11 protein-coding genes and 1 tRNA gene are annotated in these 14,035 nt (G+C 42.4%); 10 read left to right on the plus strand and 2 right to left on the minus strand.

Annotated features, from left to right (window positions below; translation table 11 throughout):
- Positions 1 to 98 precede the first annotated feature (98 nt).
- On the plus strand, positions 99 to 1,289 hold the full coding sequence (locus tag ACE3JL_RS23910; RefSeq protein ID WP_271991891.1) for a HEAT repeat domain-containing protein: 1,191 nt from the start codon (positions 99 to 101) through the stop codon (positions 1,287 to 1,289).
- A 230-nt stretch (positions 1,290 to 1,519) separates the two neighbouring features.
- On the opposite strand, the gene ACE3JL_RS23915 is transcribed toward ACE3JL_RS23910, so the two are convergent.
- Positions 1,520 to 1,592, minus strand: a tRNA-Ile gene (locus tag ACE3JL_RS23915).
- Positions 1,593 to 1,656: 64 nt separating this feature from the next.
- Here ACE3JL_RS23915 and ACE3JL_RS23920 point away from each other — a divergent pair.
- From ACE3JL_RS23920 to grrM, 4 genes are all read left to right on the plus strand, one after another.
- Positions 1,657 to 1,950 carry a hypothetical protein gene (locus ACE3JL_RS23920; protein ID WP_271991890.1) on the plus strand — a complete coding sequence of 98 codons (294 nt, stop codon included), beginning with the start codon at positions 1,657 to 1,659 and terminating at the stop codon, positions 1,948 to 1,950.
- Positions 1,951 to 1,982: 32 nt separating this feature from the next.
- Complete coding sequence (locus ACE3JL_RS23925) at positions 1,983 to 3,314, plus strand: hemolysin family protein (protein ID WP_375328546.1); 1,332 nt, start codon at positions 1,983 to 1,985, stop codon at positions 3,312 to 3,314.
- 187 nt (positions 3,315 to 3,501) lie between these two features.
- Positions 3,502 to 4,623: a murein transglycosylase A gene (locus ACE3JL_RS23930; protein ID WP_375328547.1), complete on the plus strand. Its 1,122-nt coding sequence runs from the start codon at positions 3,502 to 3,504 to the stop codon at positions 4,621 to 4,623.
- Between the two features lie 78 nt (positions 4,624 to 4,701).
- Positions 4,702 to 5,862 carry a cyclophane-forming radical SAM/SPASM peptide maturase GrrM/OscB gene (grrM, locus tag ACE3JL_RS23935; protein ID WP_375328548.1) on the plus strand — a complete coding sequence of 387 codons (1,161 nt, stop codon included), beginning with the start codon at positions 4,702 to 4,704 and terminating at the stop codon, positions 5,860 to 5,862.
- Between the two features lie 131 nt (positions 5,863 to 5,993).
- Here grrM and ACE3JL_RS23940 read toward each other — a convergent pair whose 3' ends face one another.
- Complete coding sequence (locus tag ACE3JL_RS23940; protein WP_271992319.1) at positions 5,994 to 6,704, minus strand: Uma2 family endonuclease; 711 nt, start codon at positions 6,702 to 6,704, stop codon at positions 5,994 to 5,996.
- 629 nt (positions 6,705 to 7,333) lie between these two features.
- On the opposite strand from ACE3JL_RS23940, the gene ACE3JL_RS23945 reads away from it, so the two are divergent.
- The 5 genes from ACE3JL_RS23945 to ACE3JL_RS23965 all read left to right on the plus strand — a co-directional run bounded on the left by ACE3JL_RS23945 (position 7,334) and on the right by ACE3JL_RS23965 (position 13,966).
- Entirely contained in the window at positions 7,334 to 8,278 is a 945-nt protein-coding gene (locus ACE3JL_RS23945) for a LysR family transcriptional regulator (protein WP_271992318.1), read from the plus strand.
- Between the two features lie 46 nt (positions 8,279 to 8,324).
- Complete coding sequence (locus ACE3JL_RS23950; protein ID WP_375328549.1) at positions 8,325 to 10,178, plus strand: NAD(P)H-quinone oxidoreductase subunit F; 1,854 nt, start codon at positions 8,325 to 8,327, stop codon at positions 10,176 to 10,178.
- Positions 10,179 to 10,258: 80 nt separating this feature from the next.
- On the plus strand, positions 10,259 to 10,984 hold the full coding sequence (locus tag ACE3JL_RS23955) for a carbonic anhydrase (RefSeq protein ID WP_375328550.1): 726 nt from the start codon (positions 10,259 to 10,261) through the stop codon (positions 10,982 to 10,984).
- A 78-nt stretch (positions 10,985 to 11,062) separates the two neighbouring features.
- On the plus strand, positions 11,063 to 12,613 hold the full coding sequence (locus ACE3JL_RS23960) for an NADH-quinone oxidoreductase subunit M (protein WP_375328551.1): 1,551 nt from the start codon (positions 11,063 to 11,065) through the stop codon (positions 12,611 to 12,613).
- A gap of 57 nt (positions 12,614 to 12,670) precedes the next feature.
- Complete coding sequence (locus tag ACE3JL_RS23965) at positions 12,671 to 13,966, plus strand: CO2 hydration protein (protein WP_061433310.1); 1,296 nt, start codon at positions 12,671 to 12,673, stop codon at positions 13,964 to 13,966.
- Positions 13,967 to 14,035 lie beyond the last annotated feature (69 nt).

The raw sequence follows: 14,035 nt of genomic DNA on the forward strand, positions 1-14,035 counted from the left end.
AGATTTATTATCGGTTTCTTGCATAGAAGAGAGGACAAAAGCGAGAAAGTCTGACATTCTTGGGATAGGTAGCACGAAAATCGAGGCCATTTCTCACGATGCAAGCTCTGCTAGAAAAAGCTCAGATAGCGTTGAATAAAAAGGACTGGGAGACAGTAAACGCCAGCATACAGCGACTTTTAAACCAAAAAGACGCTATTGAACCGATTATTAACGATGAAATCCTCGATTTAGCCCTAGAAGCTTTACAAAAATGTGATTTTCAACAGCGATGGGAGATAGCGAAACTATTTCCTCAAATCGGTCAATCGGCGATCGCTCCTTTAATTGCCCTGTTAGAATCCGAGGAACAAGATGGGGAAATGCGCTGGTTTCTGGCGAGAATTCTCAGTCAATTTGACGATCGAGCCTGTATTCTCGCTCTCAGTCAATTATTGCAAAGATCGGAGGAGGAGGAACTCAGCCAAATGGCTGCGGCTGCTTTAGCTAATATCGGCAGTTCTGCGATCTCCAGTTTAGAACAATTACTGTCCGACTCGAACAGGCGTTTTTTAGCCGTACAAGCTTTATCACAAATTCGCCGGCCGGAAATTATCGAACCGCTTTTAACTGTAGTTAAGGATCAATCTAGCGCCATTCGGTCTATGGCGATCGAAGCTTTAAGCAGTTTTCACCATCCCCAGATTACTGCGATTATCCTCGATGCGTTACAGGATCCGGCCATCGAGGTGCGACGGGAAGCAATTAAAGCTAGTAGTTACCTAGGGACGAATTATCCCCAAGCAGATTTAGTTAACCATCTGCAACCGCTGTTATTCGATATCCACCTCGAGATCTGTCAAGAAACGGCGATCGCTCTCGGTCGTATCGGCACAGCAACCTCAGCCAAAGCTTTAAATCCACTGCTGCAATCTTCCTTAACTCCCGATAGTTTAAAATTAACTGTAGTGCGAGCATTGGGCTGGATCGAGGATGGGGAAGCTTTAAATTACCTAGAAAAGGCTTTATATAGCGAAAATATCTTGATTTGTCGGGAAATTATTGCTATTCTCGGCCGGCAACCCTCCCAGAAATTACGCCAACAAGCAGGGGAAATTCTCAGTAATTTTTACCACTCCCGTCCGGCGCTCTTCACTGATACGGGAGTTAAACAGTCTCTAGCGATCGCTTTAGGAGAATTAGAGCGGGATAATAAAAGTATTTTGCTGACTTTAGCAGCCGATGGAGAAGCAATCGTCCGTCTCCATGCTCTCAGCGCCCTGAAAAAGCTAGATCATGGGACTATATAGCTAATTTGACGCTGCACAGATGTGGTAAGTTTACCAGTGATTCGCATCCATTTCCCCAAGAATAGCGTTTAGAATCGACATTATTGCTAATCACGGGCTAAATACTGCTCGACAAGTTATGGAACTTGCAATTTTAATCAAATGGTGCGTGGGGGGCTAATTTTTAGTTAAGGACAAGATTAGCTTGCTCTAGTGCAATCAAAGTCGATCGCCTGAATTGATCAAAACTATCCAGGGTGCAGGAGTTGAACCTGCCTAGCACGAATTATGAGTTCGTTGCCTCAACCGCTCGGCCAACCCTGGGTTATACTATTAACTCATTATAGATCGGTAGTTACTCCGAACGTGAAAATTCAGCCCCACCAAGATGAAAAAATTTTCAATCAGCACCTCCTTGCAGTTAGGACTCCTTTTGATGGTAGCCATGTTAGCCGCCGGTTTCGGTAGCGGTTGGGTAGCCTATCAATTGGGAATCGCTTCCCTGAAGGGAGTCAGTCAACCGGATATCAACCCCGCTAAAAAGTTTACCAACGATCGCACCAGTTATGGACGCAATCAAACTTTTATCCCCGTGAAAGAAGAAGAAGTAATTAAAAAAGTGAGAGTTTATATGCAACAACAGAAAAACAAACCGCAATCAAAGAACGAAACCAAAGGATAGGCTTTAAAAAAGGCTAATTTTGCCTTTTCGCTATGGATAATCAGGATTTATTGACTCGTTTAATTTTAGTCTTTTTACTAATCGTCCTCAATGCTTTTTTCGTAGCGGCGGAATTTTCGCTTGTGTCGGTCCGTCGTACCCGCATCAGTCAGCTAGTGGCTGCGGGAGATGTGCCAGCGCAGACGGTCCAATCTCTACAAAGAAGTCTCGATCGCTTACTTTCCACTACCCAATTAGGTATCACCCTTTCTAGTTTAGCTTTAGGTTGGATCGGCGAGAGTACCATGACCGTTTTTGTGAGGAAATTACTAAGTTTTTTACCCTTTTCTTTAAACTGGCAAAATCTTCTCTCCCATGGGTTCTCTCTTTGTCTAGCTTTTTTAATCGTGGCCTATCTCCAGATAGTTTTTGGGGAACTTTATCCCAAATCCCTAGCTTTAATTTATGCCGAACCGATGGCGCGGTTATTAGCAGCACCTATTGGCGTTATTTCCCGGATTTTTAAGCCTTTTATCGGTATTCTCAACCAATCAACTCGTTTTTTATTGGTTTTAACCCGTATTCCCGAAGTGGATCTACAGCGTTCTAGTCGGGTAACTTGCGAGGAATTACAATTAATTATCAGCATGGAAGGGGAATTAACGGGATTAGAAGCAGCGGAAAGGAAAATTTTAAATAATGTCTTCCAGTTTGGCGAAATCACTGCTGCGGAAATCATGGTTCCCCATAACCGTTTAATAGCTATTTCCTCGACCGCAACTTTTCAGGAATTACTGCTCCAAGTAGTTAACAGTGGCTATTCTTGTTATCCTGTGACAGGAGATTCCGGTGATGATATCCGGGGTCTGATCGATTTTAAAGATTTAGCTTTACCCCTTGCCGAAGGTCAGTTAAATTTAACAACCCCGATTAAAACTTGGTTGAAACCTGTGCGTTTTTTCCCCGAAACTACCCCTTTAAATGAATTACTAAGAGTGATGCGGGAATCATCCTTAAAGATGGTTATCATTGTGGATGAATTTGGCAGAACAGCAGGTTTATTAACCCTAAAAGATTTAATCGGCGAGATTCTAGGAACTTTTTCCCCTAGGGATGAATCGGGAAAAGTGGAATATCAAATCCTCGATGAATCAACTTTTCTCGTACAAGCACAAATGAATTTAGAGGATGTGAACAAAGCATTAAATTTAAGTTTACCCTTGGCCGATGAATACCAAACCCTAGCTGGTTTTATCCTCCATCATTGGCAAAAAATACCGAGGGTGGGAGAACAATTATATTACCAAAATTTAGAATTTACCATCATTTCTAAGGTAGGACCTCGCTTGGAACAAATTAAGATTTATCGACAACAACTATCCTAAGGATATAAACAAGAAACAACTTTTCTCATTTATCCTTCCTGATTGTTAATACTAAATCCAGTTATTAAAAACTGATTATCTATTTCCTCTTTTGCCTATTGCCTATTGCCTTTTGCCTGTCCTCATAAGCAGCCTATACTCAACGGATTTAGTATAATCTAGTCAATAGCTGCCCACTCCTGTCACCATGAAACACCTTTTGACAATCCTCCCCCTCAGCTTGGGATTAATTGCCCTCACCCCCGCAAATTTGCCCCTAGAACGCCTTGAAATCTCACAATTAGGAAAATCTACGGGATACGATGAACGACTGCCAACGGACAAAAAAACCCTACTACAAGCGATCGATCATAGTTTACGTTATCTGAATAGCTCGGCAGCAATCCGCGCCTATCAAAATTATCCTATTCCAGAAATAACTCGTCAGCGAGTGCAGCGTTCCTTGGTACGGTTTCGTCAATTAGTGCAGAATTCTCCCACTCCCGCAGCTCTACAAAATGCAGTCAAAAAAGAATTTATTTGGTATCGTTCTTTAGGTAATGATAGTCAGGGAAATGTTAAGTTTACTGGTTATTTTGAGCCAATTTATCAAGCAAGTCGGCAAAAAAACGCCGAGTATAAATATCCTCTCTATCGCCAACCTACTAACTTTTCTCGCTGGTCTAAACCCCATCCAGCTAGGGTAGAATTAGAGGGAAAAGATGGTTTACTAGGGGAAAATAGCCGTCTAGCGGGATACGAATTAGTCTGGTTAAAAGATCGCTTAGAAGCTTATTTAGTTCATGTGCAAGGTTCGGCGAAATTACGTTTACCTAATGGTCAAATTATGAGCATCGGTTTTGATGGCAATACCGAGCATCCCTACACAAGTCTGGGAAAAGAAATGATTGCTGATGGTATTTTTCCTGCTGAGGGTTTAACCTTACCAATGGTTTTGGATTTTCTCAGAAATAATCCTGAGCAATTAAAGAATTATATTCCCCGCAATAATCGGTTTATTTTCTTTCGAGAAACCCACGGTGCGCCTCCCACTGGTAGTATTGGAGTTTCAGTTTTACCAGAAAGATCGATCGCTACAGATAAAAGTATTTTTCCCCCCGGTGCTTTAGCGGTAATTGAGACAGAAATTCCCCAGGAAAATCTTAATAAAAAATTAGTGAGTCGCTATGTTCTCGATCAAGATACTGGCAGTGCGATTAAAGGTGCCGGCAGGGTAGATATTTTTATGGGAACAGGAAAAAATGCGGGTGAGCGAGCCGGTTTAATTAATACTCCGGGTCAATTATATTATTTATTATTGAGGGAATAGGAAATAGTATAGGTAAAATTAAGATAGACTTCCCAGAATCAGTTATCATACTTAAGTGAGAATTTAAACAATAGAATCATGAAAAAAACTGTAAATATAGATTGGTCGGATTGTGGTCCAATTACTTTAGTAGTCGTGCAGCCGACTTCTTTTTGTAATCTCAATTGTGATTACTGTTATTTACCCGATCGCCATTTAAAAAATACCCTATCCTTAGATTTAATCGAGCCGATTTTTCAGAGGGTTTTTAGTAGTCGTTTTCTCCAAGATAATTTTACCATTTGCTGGCACGCAGGCGAACCCTTAGCAGTTCCCATCAGTTTTTATGAAAGTGCTTTTACTAAAATTGCAGAGGTTAGCGAGAAATATAATCAGCAGGGTTACTGTTTTCGTCATTCGGTACAAACTAACGCCACTTATATTAACGATGCTTGGTGTGAATTATTTAAAAAGCATGATGTTTATGTGGGAGTCAGTCTTGATGGACCGGCTTTTATTCATGATATCCACCGGCAAAACCGCAAGGGAACCGGCAGTCATGCTGCTACGATGCGGGGGATTTCTTTCTTGCAGAAACATGAAATTGATGTCAGTATCATCGCTGTTTTAACAGAAGATTCTCTCGACTATCCCGACGAAATTTTTAACTTTTTTTGGGATCATGGTCTTACTGATGTGGCTTTTAATATGGAAGAAACCGAGGGTATTCATTCACAATCTTCTTTAGATAAATTAGGTATTGAACAACGTTATCGCCAGTTTATCGCCAGATTTTGGGAGTTAGTCACGGTCAAACAAGGAGAATTTAGGCTGCGAGAATTTGAATCGATCTGTAGTTTGATTTATGCCGATGAACGCTTAGAAAATACCGATATGAATCGACCTTTTATGATTGTCAATTTTGATAATCAAGGTAATTTTTCCACCTTTGATCCAGAATTATTATCGATTAAAACCCAAACCTACGGTGATTTTATCTTTGGTAATGTTTTGACCGATTCCCTAGAATCTATCTGTGAAACTGAGAAATTTCAAAAAATTTACGCTGATATGCGCGGTGGAGTCGATTTATGTCGGCAAAAATGCGATTATTTTGGGGTTTGTGGGGGTGGTGCTGGTAGTAACAAATATTGGGAAAATGGCACTTTCAATTCCACAGATACTAAAGCCTGTTTATACCGGATTAAGTGTATCACCGATATAGTTCTCGATCGCCTAGAAAATTTATTAGAAGTTTAAAGATTTTTTTAGCTATCAGTAATCAGTAATCAGTTATCAGTTATCAGTTATCAGTTCACCGATTATTGTTTACTAATAACCTATGAAAAAACTTAATCTAAATACCATTTTTCCAAAGTAATGGCATGGTATTATTCTTCTTCTAAGGTTAATCCTAACGCCTCTAAGCGTTCCGCTAGTCGATCCGCACGTTTCTTTTCTTTGTCAGCGCGTTTCTTTTCTTTGTCAGCGCGTTTCTTTTCTTGATCGGCACGTTTCTTTTCTTGACGCATTTGAGACTCTAACTCAACAGTTGTTAAAAATTTCTCTCCATCAGGACGATACAATTCTAAACTAGATTTATCCCAGATAAAACGCACTCCTAGACGGGGACTTATCCAGTCATTAATGGGGATAATTTCTCTTAAATTTTCTCCCTGTCTTTGCCAACCTTGTAAACGGCAGCGCATCGGGTTATATAAATAGTATTCTTCTACACTATATGTGTCATAAAACTCTAATTTTCGACTCATTTCTGCTTTTGTATTCTTCGGTGATAGAATTTCAAAAACCACTTGAGGAGCGATATTTTCTTCCTGCCATTGACGATAGGAACCCCTTCGTCCTTTGGGACGGCCAAAAGCTACCATCACATCGGGAGCAACTGGTGAAACCAAAGTAGAACGCAGAGGATACCAAAGTAAATCTCCGGCAATAAACACCGTAGGATCATCGGCGAAGATAATCTCTAAATTCTCCTTAATTTTGACAATCCACTCATATTGTTCGGTATTATCTGCCATCGGTTGACCATCACTATCTGGGAAAAGAAGATCGTCGTCAATATCAAGATAACTAACCATTGTCTTTTATTTTTAATAGATGGTTGTTTTCTGATTGTAGCAAGATAATTATGAATTATGAATTATGAATTATGAATTATGGTTCTTCGGTTTGTTTTATGCAATGGACGGGGTTATAAGGAATGAAACCTTTATAGAGACAGACATTGCCGCAATTTTTGTCAATTGTTTGCTATCTGGAGCGAACTAATCAATTAAATCCCTTGCCAGATAAGGATTGAGTCGATTTATGCCTCCCTATCGAACCATACCAAGTCCCGAAGAGCCTGAATTAGGAATTGGGGAGATGGGGGAGTAGGGGAGAGGAGAGCTTTTTCAGTGAACAGTAAACAGTAATCAGTGAACCGAAAACTCACATCTGATAACTGATATAGCGGTTTTCCCAGAAGTGAGTCCCGATTGAAACGCTAAAACGCCTATCTATCAAGGGATTCACTATACCTTATTAGACTGAAAACCGCTACAACTGATAACTGATAACTGATTCAAGGCTGACGGCTGACTAAAAGTCTTAAGCGGCGGTTATATCTATTAAAGTCTATATTTATCAAAAAGTTAATTGACTGGAATCTATAAAAACGTTAGGATTGATGGTGACAAATAGTTGTTATTGAGGAGGGCATAGGAACTTGATACAGGCAACCCTGCACCAGTTAAGGGTTTTTGAGGCTACCGCTCGACACAGTAGCTTCACCAAGGCGGCCGAGGAGTTATTTATCACTCAACCCACCGTCTCAACCCAAGTCAAACAACTCACAAAAGCCGTGGGTTTACCGCTATTCGAGCAAATTGGCAAACGTTTATTTTTAACCGAAGCGGGTCAGGAATTACTGTTCACCTGTCAAGAGATTTTTGATAAATTGGACAACTTTCAGATGAAAGTGGCCGATATTAAGGGAACTAGACAGGGAAAACTGACTTTAGCCGTAATTACCACCGCTAAATACTTTGTGCCGCGATTACTGGGGGCATTCTGTCAACAGTATCCCGGCATTGACATCGCCCTGCAAGTGACTAATCATCAGAAACTGCAAGAGCGAATGTTAAACAACGAGGATGACCTCTATATTCTCAGTCAACCGCCGGAAGAAGTGGAACTTTGTTCTCAGTCTTTTCTGGAAAATCCCCTAGTGGTGGTGGCGCGACGGGATCATCCATTGGTGGGCCAGAAAAATCTCCCCCTTGAGTGCCTCAACCATCAACCTTTTATTATGCGCGAATCGGGATCTGGAACCCGCCAAGCGGTACAAAAATTATTTAATCTCCACGATATTAAAGTTAAGGTGCGCTTGGAATTAGGCAGTAACGAGGCGATTAAACAGGCTATTTCTGGCGGTTTGGGACTATCGGTACTATCTAAGCACACTCTCATCTCGGAAGGGGAAAACGGAGAATTAGCCATCCTCGATGTGGAACAGTTTCCGATTCAGCGCAATTGGTACGTTTGTTACCTGGCCGGAAAACAACTTTCCGTGATTGCCGATGCTTTTTTAAAATACCTGCTGGAAGCTAGTCAAACCATCCCCATTCATGCCCCGTTAAAAAATGGCCACAGCCTATTAGTGAGCCATTAAACCTTAAACTTTAATTCAGGATCATTTTTCTTCTTGAGGTGGTTATATGTTCGAGTCCTTCAGCCAGACTATCTGGTTGGTACCTCTTTATGCCCTTGCGGGCGCACTTCTCGCTCTACCCTGGTCTCCCGGCATTATCCGGCAAACTGGCCCGCGACCGGCTGGTTATCTGAATTTGATCATGACTTTCTTGGCTTTTTTCCATGGCCTTTTTGCTTTAATCGCCGTTTGGGGTCGTCCGCCCCAATCCATAGCATTTAATTGGCTAAATGCCGCAGATTTAAGCATATCTTTAGATGTGCAGATTTCGGCTGTTAATATCGGGGCTTTACTGCTAATTACTGGCTTAAACCTCGCCGCTCAGGTATATGCGATCGGCTATCTAGAAATGGATTGGGGTTGGGCAAGGTTTTATTCTCTCGTCGCTCTCTTTGAAGGGGGTATGTGCGCCCTCGTTATCTGTAATTCGCTATTTTTCAGCTATTGTGTGCTAGAAGTTCTCACCCTCGGCACTTATCTACTGATTGGTTTCTGGTTCAATCAATCTCTGGTGGTGACGGGGGCGCGGGATGCTTTTCTGACTAAACGGATTGGCGATTTAATCCTGTTGATGGGAGTGGTGGCCCTTTTACCCTTGGCGGGAACCTGGAACTTTGACGAATTAGCAGAATGGGCGGCTACAGCTAATTTAAACCCCAATGTGGCTAATTTACTCTGTTTGGCATTGATTGCAGGTCCAATGGGCAAATGCGCTCAATTTCCCCTGCATTTATGGCTAGATGAGGCCATGGAAGGACCGATGCCGGCGACAATTCTGCGGAATACCGTCGTCGTTTCCACCGGCGCTTGGTTATTGGTGAAATTAGAGCCGGTGCTGCAATTATCGCCCTTAACCTTGCAAGTAATGATCATTGTTGGCTCTGTTACTGCCATCGGTGCGGGGTTAATTGCGATCGCCCAGATCGATGTCAAGCGCTCCCTTTCCTATTCCGTCAGTGCCTACATGGGACTGATTTTTATCGCTGTGGCCACCGGACAAACGGAAACCGCTTTAGTGTTACTCTTTACATACGCGATCGCTATGTCCCTGTTAGTCATGGTGGTGGGTAACATCATTTGGAATAATATCAGCCAAGATTTAAGCCAATACGGGGGTTTATGGTCCCGTCGTCCCGTTTCTGGCATTTGTTATCTCGTCGGTGCTGCTAGTTTAGTCGCACTGCCTCCCTTTGGTGGTTTTTGGGCATTAGCACGCATGGGCGATCGCCTCTCGGAAATCAGTGGTTTACTGTTATTAGTGCTACTGTTGGTCAATGCCTTAACTGCCTTTAGTGTCACTAGAGAATTTTGCGTTTTCTTTGGCGGTAAAATCAAACCAATGACCCTGCGCTCTCCGGAAGCTCTTTGGCCCTTAGTTATCCCCATGACTGTGACCATGGGTTTCGCCATTCATGTGCCGATTTTATTAGCGCAATGGCATTTATTACCAAGTAACTTAAATCTGGGAGTGGCTTTTCTCTTGGTGCTTTCCACTGCTGGGGGCGTAATTCCGGCAGCATATATTTATCTGAATGAAAATATCTCCAAACCGATCGTTTTTCAACCGAAAGCCGTTCAAGATTTCTTTGCCAACGACCTTTATACAGCCCAATTGTATAAAGTTACCATCGTTTTTGTCGTCGGATTAATCTCGCAAATTATTAACTGGATCGATACCTTTCTGGTGGATGGCATCGTTAATCTGGTGGGATTAGCCACGGTTTTTGGTGGTCAGAGTTTGAAATATAACGTCTCGGGACAGACCCAATTTTACTTTCTGTCGATTATTTTGGGGGTGGCTTTGATTGGTATTATCATCTGCTGGCCCCTACTATCACAAATTTCTCTAGTTTTCAGTTAAAGATTTGATAACTTAGGCTTTTCTTTAGCATCCCCGGCCCTGACAATAGAATTTGTCCTGATTAATGGAAACAACTACCGATGTTCAATACCTCTCGTCGCCAATTAATCCGTTATGGGGGTGGTTTTTTGGGAACCGGTCTAGCCGCTACTATTTTAGGCTCGCAACTGTCCCAAACTAACGCCCAAACTGCTGTTAATTCCGAGCCATGGCTAACTGCTCAAAATAAGGGATTGAACCCCGACCAAGCTTTAACTATGCTCATGGAAGGCAATCAACGTTTCTGGGAAAGAAGACAAAAAAGTCCTAATCGCGATCAAGGGCGACTCACAGAAGTGGCCGAAAGTCAAGCCCCTTTTGCGGCAATTTTGGGCTGTGCCGATTCTCGCGTGCCGGCAGAAATCGTTTTTGATCAAGGATTAGGAGATCTATTTGTTTGTCGGGTAGCGGGAAATTTAGCCACTTCCGAAGAAATTGGTAGCCTTGAATTCGGCACGTTGGTGTTAGGAGCCAAGGTAATTGTTGTCCTTGGTCATTCTCGTTGTGGAGCGGTAAAAGCCACCATTGAAGGCGGTCGTTTCCCCGGACAAATCGGTCGTTTAATCGATGGCCTACAGGTGGGAGTTGATCGAGCCGAAAGACAACCCGGTTCTAACAAACTTGAGCGAGCAATTAAATCCAATGTTAACTATCAAGTAGAGAAATTAGGCAAATCCCCAGTCATGGGTGATTTAGTAGATAAAAAACAATTAAAAATTGTTGGAGCCTACTACGATCTCGATACCGGCAAAGTGAATTTAATTTAGTCAATTCCAGATTAGTCATCGTGTTGGTTGGCTAATCCTTTTCTCATCCCAGTCATTATAAATTTGATCGATACCAATATGCTCAGTACCCTGCTTTGGTTGCCAATAATTGGAGCAATTATTGTCGGTCTTTTCCCCGATAAATTTGCGCCAGCAAAATTACGTCAAATAACTCTCTTTTTTGTTGCTGCCGTCCTTCTTTGGTCTTTATATCTGCTGACTCAATATAACTTAACCAGCAGTGGCTTTCAATTTTCTGAATACCGCGAATGGGCAAAACCAATCGGTTTAAGTTATAACCTCGGAGTCGATGGTTTGTCCTTACCGTTAATTATTTTAAGCTGTTTCTTGACAGGAATAGCTATCTATAGTAGCGAAGAAAAAATAGAGCGTCCCCGACTTTATTACATCCTAATTCTCCTGATTAACGCCGGGGTTTCTGGGGCATTAATGGCTAAAAACCTGCTGCTGTTCATCGTTTTCTATGAACTAGAATTAATCCCCTTTTATCTGATGATTGCTATCTGGGGAGGCGAAAAACGTGGCTATGCTTCGATTAAATTCCTTCTCTACACTGCTGTCTCTGGGTTATTAGTCCTAGCGGCATTTTTAGGCATAGGTTTCCTCAACGGTGGTACTTTTGACTATTCCTCCCTCTCGACCGCCGATTTCTCCCAAAAAACCCAATTACTGCTCTTAACTCTGCTGTTAGTGGGATTTGGCATCAAAATCCCCCTCGTACCTCTCCATACTTGGCTACCGGATGCCTATACGGAAGCTTCCCCCGCTACAGCAATTTTATTAGGTGGTATCCTCGCTAAACTCGGTACTTATGGCTTAGTTCGCTTTGGTCTGCAATTATTCCCCGAAACTTGGTCTTTAATCGCTCCCGGACTGGCAATTGTCGGCGTTATTAGCGTTATTTACGGGGCTTTGAGTGCTATTGCCCAAAAAGACATTAAACGCATGGTGGCCTACAGTTCGATCGGTCACATGGGCTATATACTGGTAGCAGCCGCCGCCGGCACGGGTTTAAGCGTCCTTGGTGCCGTCGCGCAGATGATTAGCCACGGTCTCATTCTCGCCCTCTTATTCTATCTGGTGGGCATTGTCGAACGCAAAGCCGGAACCAGAGATTTAGACGTTTTAAACGGTTTAATGAACCCAATTCGCGGTTTACCCTTGGTTAGCGCCCTATTAATTCTCGCCGGTATGGCCAGCGCTGGTATCCCCGGATTAGTGGGATTTGTGGCGGAATTTATCGTTTTTCAGGGTAGTTTCTCCCGTTTTCCCGTGCAGACGGTTCTCTGTATCATTGCTTCCGGTTTAACGGCGGTTTACTTTGTTATCCTGCTTAATCGCACCTGTTTTGGTAAATTGGATAATAAACTTGCCTACTATCCCAAAGTCTTGAAATCGGAAACTATTCCCGCTTTTGTCCTAATGGTATTAATCGTCTTTTTAGGTATTCAACCCAATTATTTAGTCCGTTGGATTGAACCCACCACTAACTCGATGGTTGCCAGCTTATCGGGACAAGAAAAACCTAGTTTTGTCCTCAAAAAATCTCCGCAAAAGTCCTCAAAAACCAACTGGTTAAATCGGGGTAAATTTTTGAGTAATAGTTAGTTATCCCTCGCTGTTTCCGAATTATTGTAACCGATGCTAATTACTTTACCTAAAACTATGACTGGGACATTAATCAAAGCCAAAATTCCCCCTTCTACTCACGAATTCGCCGACATTATCCACCGTTTAGAAGCGGGTGGATCCATGTTGCCGGATACTCCCGAAAACCTGATGCAGATTATCGGCATTTATAAAGCTTATGCTGTACCGATGGATTTTTATTGGCGAGATCTGCTCTATATTGCCGAACGAGTTTTCCTCGATCCTTTGCCCTTCTTTAAATATTTTCTGCCCCAAGAATACCTAGACCTACAAAATCATTACGCTGGCGATAATGCCGATTTACGCATCTGGCGCGGTACGGGTTCCGCTCATCCTGAATTGTTAGAATTTATGGATAAAGGTAAAACCAGAAAAATGCCCAGATTAATCCATCATCTCTGGCATGACCGTATTAATATGGAATTTGCCGAAGCTTGTATGCAAGCCATGTTATGGCATGGCCGCGATATGGGTTGGGGTTTATTTGATGCCTATCTTGATTCAGAAGAATATCGCCAAAATGCCGACCGCGCTATTAAGGCCTATTTCAAGAAAAACCCCGTGATGATGAAACTTTATGACCTGTTCCCCGATATGTTCTTGGAACAGGTGCGGATGATGTCCTATTACTCTAATTTAGGACTATTCTGGGAAGTTATGGCTCCAGTATTTTTTGAGATGTCTGATATCTACGATGAAGGCGGGTTTAAAGGTGTTCCTGATGCCATGAATTTCCTCGTTAATGGCATTTTTGCCATCGCTGGCCGGCCAATTTATCATCACGTTTATATTGATGGTCAATGCTACGAAATTATCCCCAAATCAAAGGCTTTTACTTGGCTTTATGAAGCGGCTTTACCCTATGTAGAAGCGGTCTTTTATCGTACTGCTCCCTTCCGGGGAACCAAGTCCTATAATGCCCAAGCAAAACAGGTTCCTGACGAACAAAAAGACTTTCACTATGGCATTCTTTATGCGGATGTTTTCCCCGTGGGTACTGCGGGAATTCCTCCCACTTTGTTAATGGATGATATGTATCATTTTTTACCCCAATATCTGATTGATTACTATCAGCAAAACTGTCGGGGGGAAGATGATATTTTGATTCAATTGGGGATTAGTTTCCAGCGTTCGATGTATAATGTTACTTCGGCAGTTATTCAAGCTCTACGCACTGCTTTACTCTATCCCCTCGACGATCCTAATCCCAAACATTTACTTAAAAATCGTCAATTCTTTGAGGCACAAATGGACAGATTTAAACGCCCCGAAGCGCGTCTTAGAGATATCCAAAGTCCTAATTATCGTTGAGGTTTTTTGCTTACTTTTCTGGTGGGTTTATCGCCCACCTTTTTTGATATAATCAGATGGCCGACACCC

It is taken from the genome of Microcystis sp. BLCC-F210 (genome assembly GCF_042134685.1).
Classification (GTDB): domain Bacteria; phylum Cyanobacteriota; class Cyanobacteriia; order Cyanobacteriales; family Microcystaceae; genus Microcystis; species Microcystis aeruginosa_D.

What these genes read in the sequence shown, in the direction of transcription:
- ACE3JL_RS23955 (WP_375328550.1), top strand. Translation starts at nt 10,259, where the DNA reads ATGTTCAATACCTCTCGTCGCCAATTAATCCGTTATGGGGGTGGTTTT.
- ACE3JL_RS23940 (WP_271992319.1), bottom strand. Translation starts at nt 6,704, where the DNA reads ATGGTTAGTTATCTTGATATTGACGACGATCTTCTTTTCCCAGATAGT.
- ACE3JL_RS23950 (WP_375328549.1), top strand. Translation starts at nt 8,325, where the DNA reads ATGTTCGAGTCCTTCAGCCAGACTATCTGGTTGGTACCTCTTTATGCC.
- ACE3JL_RS23920 (WP_271991890.1), top strand. Translation starts at nt 1,657, where the DNA reads ATGAAAAAATTTTCAATCAGCACCTCCTTGCAGTTAGGACTCCTTTTG.
- grrM (WP_375328548.1), top strand. Translation starts at nt 4,702, where the DNA reads ATGAAAAAAACTGTAAATATAGATTGGTCGGATTGTGGTCCAATTACT.
- ACE3JL_RS23960 (WP_375328551.1), top strand. Translation starts at nt 11,063, where the DNA reads ATGCTCAGTACCCTGCTTTGGTTGCCAATAATTGGAGCAATTATTGTC.
- ACE3JL_RS23925 (WP_375328546.1), top strand. Translation starts at nt 1,983, where the DNA reads ATGGATAATCAGGATTTATTGACTCGTTTAATTTTAGTCTTTTTACTA.
- ACE3JL_RS23930 (WP_375328547.1), top strand. Translation starts at nt 3,502, where the DNA reads ATGAAACACCTTTTGACAATCCTCCCCCTCAGCTTGGGATTAATTGCC.
- ACE3JL_RS23910 (WP_271991891.1), top strand. Translation starts at nt 99, where the DNA reads ATGCAAGCTCTGCTAGAAAAAGCTCAGATAGCGTTGAATAAAAAGGAC.
- ACE3JL_RS23965 (WP_061433310.1), top strand. Translation starts at nt 12,671, where the DNA reads ATGACTGGGACATTAATCAAAGCCAAAATTCCCCCTTCTACTCACGAA.